Origin of the sequence: Novosphingobium sp. 17-62-19, from assembly GCF_002256775.1 — a bacterium.
Taxonomy (GTDB): domain Bacteria; phylum Pseudomonadota; class Alphaproteobacteria; order Sphingomonadales; family Sphingomonadaceae; genus Novosphingobium.
Genome location: NZ_NCII01000103.1, coordinates 1 through 19,508, shown reverse-complemented (window position 1 = coordinate 19,508; position 19,508 = coordinate 1). Strand labels below are relative to the sequence as shown.

At 60.9% G+C, this 19,508-nt stretch carries 15 protein-coding genes and 1 tRNA gene; 7 read left to right on the top strand and 9 right to left on the bottom strand.

Features of this window, described 5'->3' with window-relative positions; all coding sequences use genetic code 11:
- The first annotated feature begins 1 nt into the window (after nt 1).
- Nucleotides 2–2,308: a UvrD-helicase domain-containing protein gene (locus B7X90_RS16165; RefSeq protein ID WP_292626132.1), complete on the top strand. Its 2,307-nt coding sequence runs from the start codon at nt 2–4 to the stop codon at nt 2,306–2,308.
- 60 nt (nt 2,309–2,368) lie between these two features.
- Here the strand turns inward: B7X90_RS16165 and B7X90_RS16160 are convergent, their stop codons facing one another.
- Together B7X90_RS16160 and B7X90_RS16155 are read right to left on the bottom strand one after the other, a co-directional pair.
- Entirely contained in the window at nt 2,369–3,784 is a 1,416-nt protein-coding gene (locus B7X90_RS16160) for a DEAD/DEAH box helicase (RefSeq protein WP_292626131.1), read from the bottom strand.
- Between the two features lie 140 nt (nt 3,785–3,924).
- Nucleotides 3,925–4,404 carry a hypothetical protein gene (locus B7X90_RS16155; RefSeq protein WP_292626130.1) on the bottom strand — a complete coding sequence of 160 codons (480 nt, stop codon included), beginning with the start codon at nt 4,402–4,404 and terminating at the stop codon, nt 3,925–3,927.
- Between the two features lie 284 nt (nt 4,405–4,688).
- Between B7X90_RS16155 and B7X90_RS16150 the strand changes: the two genes are divergently transcribed.
- Both B7X90_RS16150 and B7X90_RS16145 read left to right on the top strand, forming a co-directional pair.
- On the top strand, nt 4,689–6,107 hold the full coding sequence (locus B7X90_RS16150) for an FAD-binding oxidoreductase (protein WP_292626129.1): 1,419 nt from the start codon (nt 4,689–4,691) through the stop codon (nt 6,105–6,107).
- Between the two features lie 109 nt (nt 6,108–6,216).
- Nucleotides 6,217–6,996, top strand: coding sequence for a SapC family protein (locus tag B7X90_RS16145; protein WP_292626127.1), 780 nt, complete (start codon nt 6,217–6,219; stop codon nt 6,994–6,996).
- A gap of 267 nt (nt 6,997–7,263) precedes the next feature.
- Here the strand turns inward: B7X90_RS16145 and B7X90_RS16140 are convergent, their stop codons facing one another.
- Nucleotides 7,264–8,205, bottom strand: a complete 942-nt coding sequence (locus B7X90_RS16140; protein ID WP_292626126.1) for an N-formylglutamate amidohydrolase — start codon at nt 8,203–8,205, stop codon at nt 7,264–7,266.
- Nucleotides 8,206–8,432: 227 nt separating this feature from the next.
- Here B7X90_RS16140 and cpdR point away from each other — a divergent pair, with 227 nt between their 5' ends.
- Nucleotides 8,433–8,816 (top strand): cell cycle two-component system response regulator CpdR, encoded by a 384-nt coding sequence (cpdR, locus tag B7X90_RS16135; protein WP_292626123.1) that lies wholly within the window; start codon nt 8,433–8,435, stop codon nt 8,814–8,816.
- A 20-nt stretch (nt 8,817–8,836) separates the two neighbouring features.
- Nucleotides 8,837–8,911: transfer RNA gene (locus B7X90_RS16130), tRNA-Val, on the top strand.
- Nucleotides 8,912–8,999: 88 nt separating this feature from the next.
- Here the strand turns inward: B7X90_RS16130 and B7X90_RS16125 are convergent.
- Nucleotides 9,000–9,764, bottom strand: coding sequence for a crotonase/enoyl-CoA hydratase family protein (locus tag B7X90_RS16125; RefSeq protein WP_292626122.1), 765 nt, complete (start codon nt 9,762–9,764; stop codon nt 9,000–9,002).
- 187 nt (nt 9,765–9,951) lie between these two features.
- On the opposite strand from B7X90_RS16125, the gene B7X90_RS16120 reads away from it, so the two are divergent.
- Both B7X90_RS16120 and B7X90_RS16115 read left to right on the top strand, forming a co-directional pair.
- Nucleotides 9,952–11,175, top strand: a complete 1,224-nt coding sequence (locus tag B7X90_RS16120; protein ID WP_292626121.1) for an NADP-dependent isocitrate dehydrogenase — start codon at nt 9,952–9,954, stop codon at nt 11,173–11,175.
- A 134-nt stretch (nt 11,176–11,309) separates the two neighbouring features.
- Nucleotides 11,310–13,091: a cation:proton antiporter gene (locus B7X90_RS16115; RefSeq protein WP_292626119.1), complete on the top strand. Its 1,782-nt coding sequence runs from the start codon at nt 11,310–11,312 to the stop codon at nt 13,089–13,091.
- Here B7X90_RS16115 and B7X90_RS16110 read toward each other — a convergent pair.
- The 5 genes from B7X90_RS16110 to recA all read right to left on the bottom strand — a co-directional run bounded on the left by B7X90_RS16110 (nt 13,088) and on the right by recA (nt 19,444).
- On the bottom strand, nt 13,088–14,041 hold the full coding sequence (locus tag B7X90_RS16110) for a glutaminase (RefSeq protein ID WP_292626118.1): 954 nt from the start codon (nt 14,039–14,041) through the stop codon (nt 13,088–13,090). The genes B7X90_RS16115 and B7X90_RS16110 overlap by 4 nt on opposite strands.
- A gap of 25 nt (nt 14,042–14,066) precedes the next feature.
- Entirely contained in the window at nt 14,067–16,712 is a 2,646-nt protein-coding gene (gene alaS, locus B7X90_RS16105; protein ID WP_292626117.1) for an alanine--tRNA ligase, read from the bottom strand.
- Nucleotides 16,713–16,755: 43 nt separating this feature from the next.
- Nucleotides 16,756–17,583, bottom strand: a complete 828-nt coding sequence (locus B7X90_RS16100; protein WP_292626115.1) for a class I SAM-dependent methyltransferase — start codon at nt 17,581–17,583, stop codon at nt 16,756–16,758.
- A gap of 12 nt (nt 17,584–17,595) precedes the next feature.
- A complete protein-coding gene (locus B7X90_RS16095) occupies nt 17,596–18,222 on the bottom strand; it encodes a glutathione S-transferase family protein (protein ID WP_292626113.1) in 627 nt (208 codons plus the stop codon).
- Between the two features lie 151 nt (nt 18,223–18,373).
- Entirely contained in the window at nt 18,374–19,444 is a 1,071-nt protein-coding gene (gene recA, locus B7X90_RS16090; RefSeq protein WP_292626112.1) for a recombinase RecA, read from the bottom strand.
- Between the last annotated feature and the right edge of the window lie 64 nt (nt 19,445–19,508).

The window sequence follows — 19,508 nt, the reverse complement described above, 5'->3', positions numbered from 1 at the left end:
AATGTTCTCTAACCGTTCCCGTGTGTCTCAAATTGCGAATCAAGAACAAAGCTGGCTCGATGGCCTGAACCCGCCCCAGCGTGAGGCGGTGTTGACCACAGAAGGGCCGGTGCTGATGCTGGCGGGTGCGGGCACCGGAAAGACCGCTGCGCTCACTGCACGCCTCGCCAATCTGCTGCGCCAGCGCCTTGCTTGGCCAAGCGAGATTCTGTGCGTCACTTTCACCAACAAGGCTGCGCGGGAAATGCGTGAGCGGGTTGGTGCGCTGATTGGTCCGGCAGTTGAAGGAATGCCTTGGCTCGGCACGTTCCATTCGATCGCCGCCAAGATGCTGCGCCGCCATGCCGAACTCGTCGGCCTGCAAAGCAACTTTACCATCATCGACACCGACGATCAGTTGCGCCTGCTCAAGCAACTGATCGTGGCCGAAGGCGTGGACGAAAAGCGTTGGCCCGCCAAGCAGCTCGCCGGCTTGATTGACCGCTGGAAAAACCGTGGCCTGAACCCCGCCGATCTCGATGCGCTGGAGAACGAAGCTTATGCCAACGGCAAGGGCCAGCGCTTCTATGCCCTCTACCAGAATCGCCTGAAAGACCTGAACGCGTGCGACTTCGGCGACCTCACGCTGCACATGCTCAACATCTTTCGCCGCGAACGAGACATTCTCGAAAGCTGGCAGCAGCGGTTCAAGTACGTGATGGTGGACGAATATCAGGACACCAACGCGGTCCAGTATCTGTGGCTGCGCCTGCTCGCGCAGAGCCGCAAGAACATCTGCGTGGTGGGTGACGATGACCAGTCGATCTATTCATGGCGCGGCGCAGAAGTCGCCAATATCCTGCGGTTTGAAAAGGATTTTCCGGGCGCTAAGGTCATCAAGCTGGAGCAGAACTACCGCTCCACACCGCACATCCTTGGCGCGGCGTCCGGCCTGATCGCAGAGAACTCCGAACGCCTCGGCAAGACGCTGTGGACCGAGGTCGATGGCGGCGACAAGGTGCGCGTCATTGGCGTGTGGGACGCGCCTGAAGAAGCACGTCGCATAGGTGACGAGATCGAACGCCTTGAACGCGAAGGTGCCGCGCTTGATCGGGTGGCGATCCTTGTGCGTGCACAGTTCCAGACGCGCGCCATTGAAGACCGCTTCATCCAGATCGGCATGGGCTATCGCATCGTCGGCGGTTTCCGTTTCTACGAACGCGCAGAAATCCGCGACGCGCTGGCCTATCTGCGCCAGATCGCCAGCCCGCAGGATGATCTGGCGTTCGAGCGCATCTACAACACCCCCAAGCGTGGCCTGGGCGACAAGACATTGGAGAAGCTGCACCGCCATGCGCGCGTGCGCGGCATTCCGCTTTCGCAGGCAGCCGTTGAAGTCCTCGACACCGACGAACTGCCAACCCGCGCGCGCAACACGCTCGGTGCCTTGATGCGCGATTTCACCCGCTGGCGCGAAACGGTCAAAACGTTGGTTCCCGCCGAACTCGCCCGCACGATCCTCGACGAAAGTGGCTACACTGCCGCGCTGCAGGCCGAAAAGACTGCCGAAGCGGCCGGCCGCCTCGAAAACCTCACCGAACTCGCCCGCGCGATGGAGGAATACGAGACGCTGGGAGACTTCCTCGAACACGTCAGCCTCGTCATGGACAACGAGGGCGTAGCCGACGAGGACAAGGTCACGATCATGACGATCCACGCCGCCAAAGGTCTGGAATTCGAAAACCTGTTCCTGCCCGGATGGGAGGAAGGCGTGTTCCCATCGCAACGTTCCCTTGACGAAGGCGGTTTGGCCTCGCTGGAGGAAGAGCGCCGCCTCGCCTATGTGGCCATCACCCGCGCCCGGCGTCGCTGCACGATCCTCCACGCCGCCAATCGCCAGATCTATGGCCAGTGGACCAGTTCCATCCCCTCGCGCTTCATCGCCGAGCTGCCAGCCGACCATATCGAGGAAGAAACCACGCTTTCAGGCGGTGCATCGATGTGGCGGGCCAACTGGAGCGAGCGGGACGATCCTTTCGCGCACGTGGCTCAGGCAAATGCTTCGCGCGGAGCATCGCGCGGACCGGGCTGGCAGCGCGCCGCTGCCCAACCTTTCGATCCAAAGCCCCGCCGCATTGCCGAAAGCACCCGCAGCGCCGCGAGCTTCGCTGCCAAACCGCGCAACGACATCGCGGTGGGTGCGCGCGTCTTCCACGAAAAATTCGGCTATGGCACCGTGGCCGAGCAGGAAGGCAACAAGCTCGAGATCGACTTCGACGGGACCGGACGCAAGCGCGTGATCGACAGCTTTGTGAAGCTGGCAGGATAAAAACAGCCCTCTCAATCAGTTGAGGTTGTGAGGGCTGTTTTTCTACGCTTGTATGCTGCGTTAAAGCGCCGAAACGCCCAGAAACTCTGGGACCGGCCCATTCCATTCGCCTGGCTTGCTCAACGGCTCAGCCTGATCGCGATAGGTCCGCTCGCCACGAGGCGGGCGGGCAGCACGTGGCTCACGTGCCGGTTTTACTTCACGCTCCACCGGAGCCGAACGCTCGGGACTCGCCTCGCGCTCTGGCTGAGCCTCGCGCTCTTCACGTGCAGGACGCTCGGAGCGGCGCGCGCGCTTTGGTTCTGCCGAAGCTTCCACTTCGGCCTTTACTGCGCGCGGCTTGCGCTCTGCCTTCTCGGCGGCCTCAATCTTGAATTCAGGGATCTTGGTTCCCTGCAATTTCTCAACGTTCTCGATCGATTCAAGATCGTCATCAGCCACCAGCGTAAAGGCCCGGCCCATTGCTCCACCACGCCCCGTACGGCCAATGCGGTGCACGTAATCATCCGGGTGCCAAGGCGTATCAAAATTGAAGACGTGGCTCACGCCCTTCACATCCAAGCCGCGTGCAGCCACATCGGACGCGCACAGTATGGTGATTTCACCGTCCTTGAACTTCTGAAGTTCGACGTTCCGCGAGTTCTGGTCCATGTCGCCATGGATTTCACCCGCCGCAAAGCCATGGCTCTGCAAAGACTTGGCAAGTTCACGCACAGTCGTTTTGCGGTTGGCAAAAACAATCGCAGTCGTGACGTTGTCGGTTTTCAGCAGGTGGCGCAACACTTCGCGCTTCTGGCGGGTGGTGCAGCGCACCTTGTGCTGGACGATGCTGGTGTTGGTCGAAGCCGGGCGCGCCACTTCGATCATCTTCGGGTTCGACAGGAACTTGTCGGCCAGCTTCTTGATCGGGGGTGGCATCGTAGCCGAGAACAGCAGAGTCTGGCGCTGAGCCGGAAGCTTGGTGCAGATATTCTCGATATCGGGGATGAACCCCATATCGAGCATCCGGTCAGCCTCGTCGATCACCAGCAGGTCACAGCCCGTAAGCAGTATCTTGCCGCGTTCGAACAGGTCCATCAGCCGACCCGGTGTGGCGATCAGCACGTCAACGCCGTCCTGCAACGCCTTCACCTGATCGCCCATCTGCACGCCACCGATCAGCAGCGCCATCTTGAGGTCGTGGTTCTTGCCGTACTTTTCAAAGTTTTCGGCAACCTGTGCGGCCAATTCACGCGTCGGCTCAAGAATCAGCGAGCGTGGCATAAGCGCACGACGGCGGCCATGAGCCAGAATATCGATCATCGGCAGCACAAAACCGGCGGTCTTCCCGGTACCGGTCTGCGCAATACCAATGATGTCCTTCATCATGAGGACGGCGGGGATAGCCTGCGCCTGAATCGGGGTCGGCTCATCATAGCCGGCATCAAGCACCGATTTGAGCAATTCATCCGAGAGGCCGAGGTCGGCAAACTTCATGCAGGCAATTTTCCGAAAACAAGAGACGGTGCATCATCTGCACCAGCTGGACGGCAAGCTCTTGGCTAAGCTGCCAGCACTATGGGGCGCTATGACGCCATGCGCCAAAAAGTCAAGAAATCCGCACCGGTGTGGCAGTTTCAGTCATCATCGGGTACGAGTTCGCGCATCTTGGTGATCGCGCAATTGGCCCCGGCGCGCGAATGGATCGTATCTCGGCCCGCACAAAGCCGCCCGTCTTCACTACGATCAACGTAAAAGCCTGAATAGAAATCCCGCGCCCGGCACGATTTATCAAGGCTCGCCCCGATCATTTTTCGGTTGCGGGTAATCAGCAGCAAACGGTCCTGCGATTCGATCTGGACCCCCGCAATGCTGGCAATTGGCAGGCACTTGTCAGCCTTGCGTTCAAAAAAGCGCGGGGGCTGCGGTGGCCCGGAAAAGCGGGGATCGGGCGGTGGTGCCAGCATTGATCCTGGCATACGCGGGGCAATGCGCACGATCATACGCTGCTCGACGCGCACCTGATCCCAAGTCTGGTCACCCAGCCGGTCAGCGATGAATGCATCAAACGCCCCGGATGTTGGCGATTCTTCAAAAAGTGGAAGCCCGGAGGGCATGCTTGCCGCTGCCCACTCGCTGTCCAAATCCAACGGCACTACAGGTCCGCTCGCGCCAAGCGAAAGCAGCATTCCCCACGGGGCCAGAAGATTAGCAAGACTCAACATCTGTGAAGCGAGAACTCTCGTTGACCCCTCTTGGGCGGTGAGGCCCTGTACCGCTACCACCCTGTACCGCTACCGTCCTGTCCGCACCCGTAGCCCGAACGCTTGAACCTTTGCTTAACCTGCACGCAATCAAAAATGAATTGCCCTCACGCGCACCGCGCAATAGCCGGATGCACATGAGCGACACGTTTCTGAAAGAAGCGGCCCGCCTGCTCGGGCCAAAGGGGTTGACCACGGAGGCGACCGATCTGGAGCCGTGGCTGACAGACTGGCGTGGGCGATATACCGGCAAGGCTCTCGCTCTGGCATCTCCTGCCGATACCGGCGAGCTGTCCGCGCTGGTCAAGCTCTGCGCCAAATACGGCGTCCCCATCGTCCCACAAGGCGGCAACAGCGGCATGTCAGGCGGCGCAACCCCTTTCGACAGCGGGCACGAACTGATCATCTCTCTGCGCCGGATGAACCGCATCCTTGCCGTGGACAGCGCCTCGCGCACCGCAACGTGCGAAGCAGGCGTAATCTTGCAAGTGCTGCATGAAGCAGCCGAGGCGAAAGACCTGCGCTTCCCGCTGACTTTGGGTGGCAAGGGGTCGGCCACAATTGGTGGGCTGATTTCCACCAACGCGGGCGGCACGCAAGTGCTGCGCCATGGCTCGATGCGCGCGCTGGTGCTTGGCATCGAAGCCGTGATGGCCGATGGTTCCGTGCTTGATCTGCTCGCCCCGTTGAAGAAGGACAATCGCGGGTTCGATCTGAAACAGGTGCTGATCGGGTCTGAGGGCACGCTGGGAATCGTCACTGCCGCGACGCTCAAACTCGCGCCTGCTATCGCCGGACGCACCGTGATGTGGGCAGGCACCGCGTCGTTGCACGATGCGCGCAGCCTGCTTCTGCTGGCACAGGACATGGCCGAGGATCAACTGGAAGGCTTTGAAGTTCTTCCGCAACACAGCCTTGAAGCAGTGCTGGACTACCTCCCCGATGCCCGTGCGCCACTCGTCGAACCACACGCATGGCACGCGCTGATCGAACTCGTTGCCGGTGACGCCGACACCGCCGCGCGCCTTCCCGAAATCGCCGAAAACCTGCTCTCCACCGCTTTTGAGCGCGGTCTCATCGCCGATGCCACGATCGCCGCCAGCGAGGATCAGGCCGAGCGGCTGTGGCTGATCCGTGAGACGATCTCTCCGGCTGAGCGCGCAATTGGTCCGGCAATGCAGCACGACATCTCAGTTCCGGTCGAAAAGATGCCAGCCTTTGTCGAAGCGGCCGTGCCGCGTCTGGAAGCAGACTGGCCCGGAACACGCGCGGTTTGCTTCGGACACCTTGGCGATGGCAATGTCCACTTCCACGTCATCGTCCCCCCAGGACGTCAGCGGACGGAATGGGAAGCTTCGGATGGCAAAACAATCAGCGCCCAAGTGCATGATATGGTGGCCGCATGGGGCGGCTCCATTTCAGCCGAACACGGCATCGGACGGCTCAAACGCGACGAACTGACACGTCTGTCCGATCCGGCTACGCTGGCAGTGATGCGCGCGATCAAGCAAGCGCTCGACCCGCAAGGGCTGCTGAACCCTGGCAAGCTTGTGTAACGTTGCTTGCACGCTCCTGTGTCAGTCCCTAATAACGCGGTTCCCGCGTGATGCGGCCAGCGCCGTTATTTTGCCGTGCGTTGTTTGTTGCTTATTGGAGAGATGCAAAATGGCCAGCGCGCCGCAAGCGAACCTGCCGATGTTCTACAAGGATCTGATGCCACTCAACAGCCGCGACCACGCAACGTGGAAGGCAAAGAATGCGGATGCCGCGCCCTGGCTCGTCGGTCAGCACGCTATCCCATTGACGGCAGAAGAATTTCCGCAGGCCGCTCGCCACTATCCGATCATCTTCGCGTCGGGCGACAATCCGGTTCCGCTCGCGCTGATGGGCCTCAACGAAGGCGTGAACGTCTTTGTTGACGAGACCGGCAAGGTAACTCAACCGATCTACATTCCGGCCTATGTGCGCCGCTATCCTTTCCTTCTCGCCAAGCTGAACCCTAGCAGCGAAGAGCTTTCCTTGTGCTTTGATCCCTCGTCAGGCCTGCTCGGCGATTCGCACGAAGGGCAGGACCTGTTCACCGATGGTCAGCCTTCGGAAGCAACCAAGGCTGCTCTCGGCTTCTGCGAACAGTTTGAACAAGCCGGTCAGCGTACGCAGGCTTTCATCGACGAGCTGAAGAAGCATGACCTGCTGATGGAAGGCGAAGTTGCCATTCAGCAGGACGGAAACGATCAGCCCTTCATTTATCGCGGTTTCCAGATGATCAATCAGGAAAAGCTGCGCGAAATCCGTGGCGATGTGCTGCGTGGCTGGGCGCAGAGCGGGCTTCTGCCGCTGCTCTATGCACACCTGTTCTCGCTTGAACTGATCAGCCAGATCTTCGGTGCGCAGGTTCAATTGGGCAAGGGTCCGGTTCCGGTGGTGCCTGTTCCGGCGGTCTAATTCGCGCCAAAGCGCAATCAGGCAACAGTCCGAAAGAAAAACGCGGCGACCTCACGGTTCGTCGCGTTTTTTCTTGGAGTGTTGCAAAAATCACTCGAAAACCCTTGCAGCCCCCCTGTACCTCACCTATCTTGAAGATGTTGCGCTGCGGCTCCCCTCATGGCCCAGCGTAATTGGTACACTTCGGTGTACCTCCTCCCTGAACCTTGGCCACCTGGAGCTTGCTCCAGGTGGTTTTTTCTTGGGCTAGAACGGGATTGTTGGGTGCTATTCCGCCGCTGCGCGCCAGCGGCGACGGTCAGACGTACGGCCAAGGTCCGCCACATCCACCGCCAGCCTCCGCACCAACCCGATGACCAATTCCACGGTGGCGCTAAAGCCCGGCCCAGGCTCAGCCATGCGCGAATCAAGATAGCAGGTACGGTCTATTTCCAATTGCAGGCAATGCAGTCCCTCGTGCCTGCGAGCGTGCCGCTCAAGCACATAGCCCCCTGCATACGGCCGATTGTGCGAAACCCGCCGTGCAGATTCGGCAAACACGCTGAAAGCCGACGCGACTATGCCACCGTCGCACGAAGCGCCGAACCGGTCACCGATCACAAATTCCGGCGCAGCTTCCCCCGGTGATCGCGCGGCCAACGGCGGCATGGAATGGAGATCGATCAACAGTGCAGCGCCCCAGCGATCGCGAATCGTCTCCAAAGCATCAGCCAGCGCACGATGATATGGCTCATGAATGGCGGAAATCCGCTCGGTCAATTCGGCATGATCCAGTCGCCGCTTCCACAGTTCACCCAGCCCCGGCAGCCGACGCGGCACAAGGCCAAGACCGCTGCGTGCCCGCCGTCCGAAACCGCTGGGCGCAGCCGATGCGTCGGGTGGCCTGCCTCCGAGCATTTCCCAATCAACATCATCGCTCGCCCGGTTAAGGTCGAGCATCGCACGCGGCGCACGCGCGATCAGCAGCGCAGCGCCTACCTCCTGCGAAACCGCCTCACCGAGCAAATCGGCGTAGCGGTCTTCAAGGCGCGGGGTGGAAAAGGCCGGGTGGCGCATCCGGTCCAGCAGCGATTTGGCATAGGCCCGCCCAGCGTGGGGCACCGCGATTATCACCGGGATCGGCGAAGGGTTCGGCAGTTTGAGCGTGAAAGCCGGGACACCGGGATTGCCGGGCACCGATCCGCCATGGATCAGCGCCGAATCAGCCATTTGCTCGCCGGGATGCCGCATGACACAACCGTGCAACTGATTCGTGGTGAAGTCAAAATCCTGCCTGGCTCATCAACGCGCTTGGTCGGAAAGTTTTTACACCTTTTGGCGCAATTGACAGGGTAAGCAGCGCAAGAATGTTAACCTCGCACGCCTATATGTGCTGTTCCGACGCACAGTGTGGCGTCTCCGCCCGTACCGAAGCCCATAACAGATACAGGTAGGCCATGATCCGCATATTGCTCGCCGAAGACGAAGAGGCGATGCGCACTTACCTCACGCGCGCACTTGAAAACGCGGGTTTTTCCGTGGCCGCCGTTGATCGCGGAACCGAGGCAATCCCGCTGCTTGAGCGAGAACACTTTGACCTGCTGCTCTCCGACATTGTCATGCCGGAAATGGACGGGATCGAACTCGCGCAGCGTTGCGCCGAAATCAGCCCCGCCACGAAGGTGATGTTCATCACCGGATTCGCCGCCGTCACACTGAAGGCGAATCGCGAAGCGCCACAAGCCCGCGTGCTGTCAAAGCCCTTCCACCTCAAGGATCTGGTGCTTGAAGTGGAGCGCGTTTTCGAAGATGCACCCTTTGCCGGAACGCGCCAGCCCTGAAGAAGGTTGCACGATGGTGCGGGCGTATAGCTCAGTGGTAGAGCACTATGTTGACATCGTAGGGGTCGCAAGTTCAATCCTTGCTACGCCCACCATCGCATGAAAAACCCCGCCACCGGCGGGGTTTTTTCTTGTCCAGAGCACGGGAGGCGGAACGGCAGAACCGCCCCGCACCCCATCGGTTTACTTGCCTTGCCAGTTCGGCTTGCGCTTCTCGGCAAAAGCTGCCGCACCCTCGCGCGCATCACTCGATGAGAACACTGGCGCGATATAGGCCTGCTGCTTCGTCCACATCTCCGCATCGGTCCATTCGTGCGAATCGCGGATGATGCCCTTCGATGCGATCAGCGCCAGCGGTCCATTCTCGGCAATCCGCGCCGCCAATGCTTTGGCCGCATCGATCGACGGCCCTTCGATGATCTGGTTGACGAAGCCCAGCTCATAAGCCCGCTGCGCCGTGATGAAATCGCCCGTCAGCGCCAGTTCCATTGCGATGCGCGGCGGAATCTGACGCGGCAGCTTGATCAGGCCACCCGCGGCGGCAGCCAGCCCCCGTTTGGCTTCGGGAATGCCGAACTTCGACGAAGCGCTGGCCACGATCAGATCGCACGAAAGCGCCAATTCCATGCCACCGGCCAGCGCGTAGCCATCGACGGCGGCGATGATCGGCTTCTTCGGCGTCCATTCGGACAGCCCGCCAAAACCGCGCCCCGGAACCGAAGGCGATTCGCCGCGCAGGAATCCCTTGAGGTCCATGCCCGAACAGAACGTGCCACCCGCTCCGGTCAGAATCGCACAGCGCAAATCGCTCTCCGCATCCAACCGGTCCATGGCGGCCGAGATCCCCTCGGCTGCCGCCTTGTTCATTGCATTTTTCGCATCGGGCCGGTTGATCGTGACGATCAGCACGTTGCCATCGACTTCGGTAAGGACTTCGGCCTCGCTCATTGCATCTCTCCGCATAAAATCTCGCCCGGCTTTAACCGGTCACTTAAAACACTGCCCCGCGATGCTCGCCATGTCCAGTGCCAACCACCCTAATTGTTGCGCGAATTGCCCACCTGCCTTGCGCCGGGCAAAGCCTCTGCTAAGGGAAAACGCAAATTATCTCCCCAGCTTGAAAGACAGGATGGTTATGGCGAAGATCAAGGTGAAGAACCCGGTCGTTGAACTCGACGGCGACGAAATGACCCGGATCATCTGGGAATGGATCCGCGAACGCCTGATCCTTCCCTACCTCGATATCGATCTCAAGTATTACGATCTCTCGGTGCAAAAGCGTGACGAGACTGACGACCAGATCACCATCGATTCCGCCAACGCGATCAAGCAGTACGGCGTCGGCGTTAAGTGCGCCACGATCACGCCTGACGAACAGCGCGTCGAGGAATTCAACCTCAAGTCGATGTGGAAGTCGCCCAACGGCACCATCCGCAACATCCTTGGTGGCGTCGTGTTCCGCGAACCCATCGTGATACAGAACGTGCCCCGCCTCGTTCCGGGCTGGACCGATCCCATCGTGGTTGGCCGCCACGCCTTTGGTGACCAGTATCGCGCCACCGATTTCCTCGTCCCTGGCCCCGGCAAGCTGCGCCTTGTCTGGGAAGGCGACAATGGCGAAACGATCGATCGCGAAGTCTTCAAGTACCCATCCGCCGGTGTCGCTATGGCGATGTACAACCTCGATGATTCGATCCGCGATTTCGCACGCGCCTCGTTCAACTATGGTCTGAACCTCGGTTGGCCGGTCTACCTGTCCACCAAGAACACCATCCTCAAGGCCTATGACGGCCGCTTCAAGGATCTGTTCCAGGAAGTGTTCGACGCCGAAGGCTTCAAGGAAAAGTTCGCCGCCGCCGGCATCGTCTACGAACACCGCCTGATCGATGACATGGTTGCCTCGGCGCTCAAGTGGTCGGGCAAGTTCGTCTGGGCCTGCAAGAACTACGATGGTGACGTGCAGTCCGATACCGTCGCGCAAGGCTTCGGCTCGCTCGGCCTGATGACCTCGGTGCTGATGACGCCAGACGGCAAGACGGTGGAAGCCGAAGCTGCCCACGGCACGGTGACCCGCCACTATCGCCAGCACCAGCAGGGCAAGCAGACCTCGACCAACCCGATCGCCTCGATCTTCGCATGGACGCGCGGGTTGATGTATCGCGGCAAATTCGACGAAACGCCCGACGTAGTGCGCTTTGCCGAAACCATCGAGCGCATCTGCATCGAAACCGTCGAAAGCGGCAAGATGACCAAGGATCTGGCGCTGCTGATCGGCCCCGATCAGGCGTGGATGACCACCGAAAAGTTCTTCGAAGCCATCGTCGAAAATCTCGAAGCGGAAATGAAGAACTGGGCCTGATCGCCCGGTATCGCCGCCACAACATAGAAAGGCCCCGGTTCACGCCGGGGCCTTTTTTGCTGGCGTGCTGAATTCTACCCCATCGGTAGACGTTACCGGGTGACAGAATCTGCCCCCTCGCCTAACCTCACACCATGGCAGGCAATCTCGAACCGACTACCGCACTTTCCGACGTTCTTGTGGTCCTTGGCGCTGCCGGGATTGTTATTCCAGCATTCGCGCGCCTGCGTATCACCCCGATCATCGGCTTCATTTTCGTCGGCCTTGCAGTCGGCCCGTTCGGGCTTGGCTCTCTCGTCGGCCAATACCCCTGGCTTTATCACATCACGATAACCGATCCGGCGGCGATCGCACCTTTTGCGGAATTCGGGATCATCCTGCTGCTGTTCGAAATCGGCCTCGAACTCTCGTTCAATCGTTTGTGGGACATGCGCCGCCTCGTTTTCGGGCTTGGCGCGATGGAACTGGGTGTGTCGGCGTTCCTGCTTTCGGGCGTCCTCATGGCGACAGGTCTGCCGATCAGCGGCGCGTTCGGCCTTGGGCTGGCGCTCGCCTTGTCCTCCACAGCATTGGTCCTGCCGATTTCCGGCACACAAGGCCCCGTTGGCCGCGCGGCACTCGCCATGCTGCTGTTTGAAGATATCGCGCTTGTCCCGATCATCTTCCTGCTTGGCGCTTTCGCCCCCTTCACCGCCTATGATTCGGGACCAAGCATTGGCGAAACCTTGCTCTACGGAGGCATCGTCGTTGCCGTCCTGCTTGTCGGTGGGCGCTTGCTGCTGCCTCGCCTTTTCGCGCAGGCCGCCCAGACGAAGAGCCCGGAACTATTCCTTGCCGCCACGATGCTCGTGGTCATTGCCTCGGCGCTCGCCACGTCAATGGTCGGCCTTTCGCCCATCATGGGCGCACTGCTGGCCGGGCTGCTGATCGCCGAAACGGAATACCACTCCGAAGTCGAATCGATCACAAAGCCGTTCAAGGGCCTCGCGCTCGGCGTGTTCCTCATCACCATCGGCATGGGGATAGACCTGCGCGCTGTCTGGGCCGAAATCGTGCCGCTGACCGTTGCTGTGCTGGGCGTGGTCATTCTCAAGTCGTTTGTCACCGGCTTTGCCCTGCGTGCCATGGGCAAGAACCGCGCCACCGCGTTGCAAACCGGCATCCTGATGGCCAGCCCATCCGAAACGACGCTGATCGTGCTGACCGCTGCTGCCGAAGCCACGCTGATCGACCGCGAAACTGCTCAGTTCTGGCAGATCGTAACAGCCATCGGCCTCACGATCACACCCATGCTCGCAAAGCTCGGCGAATACTGGGCCAGTCGGCTCGACAAGGACACCTCAGACACCGAACAGGCCACACCCGTTGCAGAACCGGAGGGCGAACGCGTCGTCGTCATGGGTTTTGGCCGCGTTGGAAACCTGATTGCCGATATGCTGACAGTTCATGGCGCAAAGTGGCTTGGCATCGACACCAACCCCGAAATCGTCAAGGCAGCCCGCAAGCAGGGCCTTCCAGTCGTATTCGGCAACGTTGACAGCGAAAATGCAGTCCAGCGCCTGGGCCTCGACAAGGCCCGAGCCATGATCCTAACGATGGACGAACCCGTGCTGATCCTGCGCATGGTCAAACGCCTGCACAGCGCCTATCCTGATTTGCCGATCATCGTGCGCGCCCGCGATGCCGCCCATGCAGCCGCACTCTACAAAGCTGGTGCCAGCCACGCCGTGCCGGAAACACTCGAAAGCTCACTGCAACTGTCCGAAGCCGTGCTGGTGGATCTCGGTTTCCCGATGGGGCCAGTCATCGCCTCTATCCACGAGAAGCGCGACGAATTCCGCCAGAAAATCAAGGAAGAAGGCGAGTTGAACTCGCTGCCGCGGTTGAAATCGGCCTCGCTGAGAGAACGCTCCTAGCGCAAACGCGGCTCGAACACGCTCCATCCGGTGCGCTGCACGAGCCGCTCCAGTGCCAGCGTTCCAAGGTGTGAATTGCCGCTGGCGTTGAGTCCGGGCGACCATACTGCAATGCTGGCAACTCCGGGAACTACCGAAAGAATACCCCCGCCCACACCCGACTTGCCGGGCAGGCCCACACGGAATGCGAAGTCGCCGGAATTGTCGTAATGCCCGCATGACATCATCAGCGCATTGATGCGCCGCGCGCGATTGGCGGTGACAATGGAATGGCCCTCCACACGGCCCCCGTCCATTAGATAACGCCCCGCCATGGCAAGTTCCCGGCAACTCATCGCCAGCGCGCAGAAGTGGAAGTAAACGCCCAGCACCCTGTCCACCGGCGCACGGATATTGCCGAAGGCGCGCATGTAATTGGCCAGCGCCATATTGCGAAAGCCGGTGTCCTGCTCGGCCAGAGCCACCGCCTCGTCGATCCTGATCGCCCCTTCGTCGTCACCTGCAAGGGTGCGCACAAAATGCAGCATCTGCCCGATCGCCTCACGCGGTTCGCAACGCCCCAACAGCACGTCGCACAGCACGATCGCGCCTGCATTGATGAAGGGATTGCGTGGAATGCCGTGTTCGCTCTCCAACTGGACGATGGAGTTGAATGCACTGCCCGAAGGCTCACGCCCGACGCGCTGCCACAACTGGTCCCCCACCGCGCCCAGCGCCTGCGTCAGCGCAAAGACCTTGGAAATCGACTGGATCGAAAACGCCTCATCCGCATCGCCCGCCACATGCACCGCGCCATCGGCCATGACCACCGCCATGCCGAACTTGTCGGGCGAGACTTGCGCCAACGGCGGGATATAGCTTGCCACCGCCCCACGCTCAGAAATGCCGCGCATCTCGTCTGCAATGTCGGATACTATTCGGGCAATATCGGGTGCTGCGATGGTGTCCATATAGCGCACCATCGCACGAAGCCGGTTACCCTGCCACTACGCCCTTTGCCGCAGCCACGGCATCAGCCGCCTTCGAACCATCCGGCCCGCCGCCCTGTGCCATGTCCGGGCGGCCACCGCCGCCCTTGCCGCCCAGCGCTTCCACGCCCGCGCGCACCAGATCTACTGCGCTGACCCTGCCAATCAGATCCTCAGTCACCGCCGCCGCGATCGAGGCCTTGCCCTCGTTCACCGCCACGATCACCGCCACGCCTGATCCCATGCGCTGCTTGGCCTGATCCAGCAGCCCGCGCAGGTCTTTGGGGTCCAGCCCTTCGAGCACTTGGCCGGAGAACTTCACCCCGCCCACGTCCTCGTCAGCGCTTTCCGCTTTCGCTCCGCCGCCGCCGAGCGCCAGCGCCTTCTTGGCCTCGGCCAACTCGCGCTCCAGCTTCTTGCGTTCATCCATCAGCGCCGAAACGCGCGCTTCCACGTCTTCAGGAGTAGTGCGCAGGATCGCAGCCGTGTTCTTCAGCGCATCTTCACGCGCCACGAACCACTGCCGCGCGCCTTCGCCGGTCAGCGCCTCGATCCGCCGCACGCCCGATGACACCGCGCTCTCGCTAACAATGCGGAACACGCCGATGTCACCCAGCGCACGCACATGCGTGCCGCCGCACAGTTCGACCGAGAAGTGCTTGTCCACAGCACGACCCATCGAAAGTACGCGTACTTCGTCGCCATACTTCTCGCCAAACAGCGCCATCGCGCCAGCCTCGATCGCCTCATCCGGGCTCATCAATCGCGTCGTCACCGGTTCATTCGCGCGGATTTCGGCATTCACTTCCGCCTCGATTGCCGCAATATCATCTGCCGTCAGCGCGGTCGGCTGCGAAAAGTCGAAGCGCAGACGATCAGCCGCCACCAGCGAACCCTTCTGCGTCACATGCCCACCCAACCGGTTGCGCAAAGCCGCGTGCAAGAGGTGCGTGGCCGAATGGTTCGCCCGGATCGCATCGCGGCGCTCTACGTCGATGTCGAGCTTCACAACGTCGCCGATCTTCACCGTCCCGGTCTGAACCGTGGCATTGTGCGCGTGCAGGCGGCCAAGCGGTTTGGCCGTATCACCAACTACCAGCGTCAGGCCATCGGCTCCAGTGATCGTGCCAGCATCACCGGTCTGCCCCCCGCTTTCACCATAGAACGGCGTCTGGTTGACGATAACCGTAACATCGTCGCCCGCCTTCGCGCTTTCGACTTCCTTGCCGTCCCGCACCAGCGCTACAACCTGCGCCTCGCCGGTCGTGGCGGTGTATCCGGTAAACTCGGTCGAACCCACGCGCTCGGCGATGTCGAACCAAACTTCACCGTCCGCCGCCTGCCCGCTGCCCTTCCACGCCGCGCGCGCTGCCGCCTTCTGCTGCGCCATCGCCGCATCAAAGCCCTCGCGGTCCACACTGATCCCGCGAGCGCGCAACGCGTCTTCGGTCAGATCATAAGGGAAGCCGAACGTGTCATAGAGCTTGAACGCGGTCTCGCCCGGCAGCTTGTCGCCTTCGCCCAACGCGCCGGTCGTTTCATCGAGCAGCCTCAGACCGTTCGAAAGCGTACGCCGGAACTGCACTTCCTCGCGCAGCAGCGTTTCCTCGATCAAAGGCTGCGCGCGGCCCAGTTCAGGATAGGCCGCGCCCATTTCCGCCACCAGCGCAGGCACCAAGCGATGCAACAGCGGATCGCGCGCACCCAACAGATGCGCATGGCGCATCGCGCGGCGCATGATCCGGCGCAGCACGTAGCCACGTCCCTCGTTCGAAGGCAGCACGCCATCGGCCAGCAGAAAGCTGGTCGACCGCAAGTGATCGGCGATAACGCGATGGCTCGCACGCTGTTCACCCTCGGCCTTGATCGAAGTCAGGCTTTCCGACGCAGCGATCAGCGCTTTGAACGTGTCGGTATCATAGTTGTCGTGCTCGCCCTGCAGCACCGCCGCAATACGCTCCAGCCCCATGCCAGTGTCGATGCTGGGCTTGGGCAGATTGTCGGTGATCTCACCCGCGGTCTGCTCGAACTGCATGAACACGAGGTTCCAGATCTCGATGAACCGGTCCCCGTCCTCGTCCGGCGATCCCGGAGGGCCACCCCAGATGTGGTCGCCATGATCGAAGAAGATTTCCGAGCACGGACCGCACGGGCCATCATCACCCATCGCCCAGAAATTGTCCTTGGTGGCGATGCGGATGATGCGATCTTCAGGCAGACCTGCGATCTTCTTCCACAGCTCGAAAGCCTCGTCATCGGTGTGATAGACGGTGGCGAGCAGCTTATCCTTGGGCAGCCCCCATTCCTTCGTCAGCAGAGTCCACGCGTGCGTGATCGCCTGCTCCTTGAAGTAGTCGCCGAACGAGAAATTGCCGAGCATCTCGAAGAACGTATGATGCCGCGCGGTGTACCCCACGTTGTCCAGATCATTGTGCTTGCCGCCTGCGCGCACGCACTTCTGCGACGACGTCGCGCGCGGGGTGGCCCGCGTCTCGAACCCGGTGAACACGTTCTTGAACGGCACCATGCCCGCGTTGACGAACATCAACGTGGGGTCGTTGTAGGGCACCAGCGGCGCGGACTGCACCACATCATGGCCGTTCGAGCCAAAGTAGTCGAGAAAGGACCGGCGGATTTCGTTCGTGGAAGTCATGACTTGCCGATTAGGCGAGCACTCGGCGCGCTACAAGCACGTTTCATCCATTACGGTAATCGGAAGTTGCACTTACCAGCCACGCCGCTGCCGGAAACGAGACGCGTCCATCCACCAGATGCGCCTTGACGAGTTCCAGCAACCGCTGTTCGACATCTTGCCGCTCCGCATCCCCCAGGTTCCGCAATGCCGATGCGGCAGGACCGATTCGCCGGAACAGCGCCATGGCCTCTCCGACCGGATCTTCCCCTGCCCCGGCGACATAAGCGAAATCCACCGGCGTAAAGGCAAGATCGCGCCAGCCTGCCATGCACAGCCGGATATGATCGGGATCGGCAAAAGCAAACGGACCGGGCGCAAACCGCTCCGTGGCTGCTGGCGCAGTTGGCGGTAGAAGGGCGGCAAGGCTTGTCGCCCAGACGTTTTCCGAAGGCTTGCGAAAACAGGAGAACACCACGCGCGCGTCCGGTGCCGCCACTTTCGCGAGATTCGCGAAAGCAGCCGGTGGATCGGGAAAGAACATCACCCCATGGCGTGAGATATAGAGATCGGGACGTTCGCTCTGTGGCCCCCATTGTGAAGCGTCCGCCTGCAAGAAGCAAACATTCGGCAGGGCCGACCGGGTGCGGGCAGTAGCCACAAGGTCGTCTGAAATATCGACACCGGTAACCGAGGCCTGCAATCGTGTTTGCGCAACGGCGATCGACAGTTCCCCTGCCCCGCACCCGATGTCGACGATCACATCACCGGGCTCGGCCGCAATTGTGGCGAGAAGGTGCGGCGTCAATTCGCCAAAACTGGTGTCTGTGCGCTGCCATTCCTGCGCCCAGCTTTTTCCGACCGTCCCCTGCCAATCCCTTGCATTGGTCATCGCCGCAGCCTTTCACATGCCGAAATAGTCACCGCCCTTTTCGCGCGCGCGCTGCCATGCCGGACGGGCATGTGCAGCAGCTACGAACGCAGCAAGCTTGGGAAAATGTACGCCTGCACCTTGCATCACCGCAATCTCTGCCGGGAAGCTCATCATCACGTCCACCCCGGTCCAATCGTCGCCGATGAAATGACCCGATGGACGCAGTATCTGTTCCATGTAACCGAAATGCGCGGCCAGTTGCTCATCGATGCGCGGCTTGAGCGGCGCGGCCGCATCGCCAAGCCGCGATGTGTAAAGCTGCATCAGGATGGGCGTCATCGCCGACCCTTCCGCAAAATGCATCAGTTCCAGATGACGCAACGCATCGTCCGAGCCTGCAACCGGGAGCCACGCACCATTGCCAAAGCGTTCGCACAGCACTTGAACGATCGCACCCGATTCCTCGATCACGCGCCCATCAATCTCCAGCAGCGGCGACTTGCCCAGCGGATGCACGGCCTTAAGCTCCGGCGGAGCCAGGTTGGTTACCGCATCGCGCTGATAATGCCGGATCTCGTAGTCGACACCAAGTTCTTCAAGCAGCCAAAGCACACGTTGCGAACGGCTGTTGTTGAGATGATGGACAATGATTCCCACGGCGATTCTCCTGAAAATTTAACCGCAAGGTTAAACATAACCTCCTGCAACGCAAACAAAAAGCCCGCGCGATCCTGCCGGGGAACGCGCGGGCCCTTTGGTGTGGCGAAGGGTTGCCGGTCTCGCTTGCCCGGCCCGCCGCCTTGAAGGATCAGATGTCGTCGTCCGCGTCCGGGCCAGCCATCAGTCCTTCAGCAACCTGATCGGTGCGGCCGCGAATTGCGGCTTCGATGCGGCTGCAGATTTCGGGGTTCTCGCGCAGGAAATTCTTGGAGTTTTCACGCCCCTGCCCGATGCGAATGGAGTCGTAGCTGAACCAGGCGCCCGACTTTTCGACGACGCCGGCCTTCACGCCAAGATCAAGGATTTCGCCGATCTTGGAAATGCCCTCGCCATACATGATGTCGAATTCGACCTGCTTGAACGGCGGAGCGACCTTGTTCTTGACCACCTTCACGCGCGTGGCATTGCCGACGATTTCGTCACGGTCCTTGATCTGACCGGTGCGGCGGATATCGAGACGGACCGAGGCGTAGAACTTGAGCGCATTGCCGCCTGTCGTCGTTTCGGGATTACCGTACATCACGCCGATCTTCATGCGCAGCTGGTTAATGAAGATCACCATGCAGCGCGAACGGCTGATCGAACCGGTCAGCTTGCGCAGCGACTGGCTCATCAAGCGGGCCTGAAGGCCAACATGGCTGTCGCCCATTTCGCCTTCGATTTCGGCGCGGGGCACCAGTGCGGCAACCGAGTCCACCACCAGCACGTCAATCGCGTTCGACCGGACCAGCGTATCGACGATTTCGAGCGCCTGCTCACCCGTGTCGGGCTGCGAAACGATCAGTTCATCGATGTTCACGCCCAGCTTGCGGGCATAAACCGGATCGAGCGCGTGTTCGGCATCGATGAACGCCGCCGTGCCGCCACCTTTTTGCGCCTCTGCAATGACATGCAGCGCGAGCGTGGTCTTGCCTGAGCTTTCCGGCCCGTAAATCTCGATCACGCGGCCGCGTGGCAAACCGCCGACGCCCAGCGCAATGTCCAAGCCGAGCGAGCCTGTGGAGATCGACTCCACCTGCATCGTTTCCTTCGAGCCCAGCTTCATGGCCGAACCCTTTCCGAATGCACGGTCAATCTGTGCAAGGGCCGCATCAAGCGCCTTCTGACGATCCATGTCCTTGGTCTTACCTTCCTCGATGAGCTTGAGCTGAGCCGCCATGGCTTCGTTTCCCTTGCTAGAGTTGGCTCACATGAACCGTCAACAAGGCTTATGTACCCTTTGT

Coding starts and splice junctions, on each gene's coding strand:
- recA (WP_292626112.1), bottom strand. CDS start 19,444: ATGGCGGCTCAGCTCAAGCTCATCGAGGAAGGTAAGACCAAGGACATG.
- B7X90_RS16100 (WP_292626115.1), bottom strand. CDS start 17,583: ATGACCAATGCAAGGGATTGGCAGGGGACGGTCGGAAAAAGCTGGGCG.
- B7X90_RS16125 (WP_292626122.1), bottom strand. CDS start 9,764: ATGAGCGAGGCCGAAGTCCTTACCGAAGTCGATGGCAACGTGCTGATC.
- cpdR (WP_292626123.1), top strand. CDS start 8,433: ATGATCCGCATATTGCTCGCCGAAGACGAAGAGGCGATGCGCACTTAC.
- alaS (WP_292626117.1), bottom strand. CDS start 16,712: ATGACTTCCACGAACGAAATCCGCCGGTCCTTTCTCGACTACTTTGGC.
- B7X90_RS16145 (WP_292626127.1), top strand. CDS start 6,217: ATGGCCAGCGCGCCGCAAGCGAACCTGCCGATGTTCTACAAGGATCTG.
- B7X90_RS16150 (WP_292626129.1), top strand. CDS start 4,689: ATGAGCGACACGTTTCTGAAAGAAGCGGCCCGCCTGCTCGGGCCAAAG.
- B7X90_RS16120 (WP_292626121.1), top strand. CDS start 9,952: ATGGCGAAGATCAAGGTGAAGAACCCGGTCGTTGAACTCGACGGCGAC.
- B7X90_RS16165 (WP_292626132.1), top strand. CDS start 2: ATGTTCTCTAACCGTTCCCGTGTGTCTCAAATTGCGAATCAAGAACAA.
- B7X90_RS16115 (WP_292626119.1), top strand. CDS start 11,310: ATGGCAGGCAATCTCGAACCGACTACCGCACTTTCCGACGTTCTTGTG.
- B7X90_RS16155 (WP_292626130.1), bottom strand. CDS start 4,404: ATGCCCTCCGGGCTTCCACTTTTTGAAGAATCGCCAACATCCGGGGCG.
- B7X90_RS16160 (WP_292626131.1), bottom strand. CDS start 3,784: ATGAAGTTTGCCGACCTCGGCCTCTCGGATGAATTGCTCAAATCGGTG.
- B7X90_RS16140 (WP_292626126.1), bottom strand. CDS start 8,205: ATGGCTGATTCGGCGCTGATCCATGGCGGATCGGTGCCCGGCAATCCC.
- B7X90_RS16110 (WP_292626118.1), bottom strand. CDS start 14,041: ATGGACACCATCGCAGCACCCGATATTGCCCGAATAGTATCCGACATT.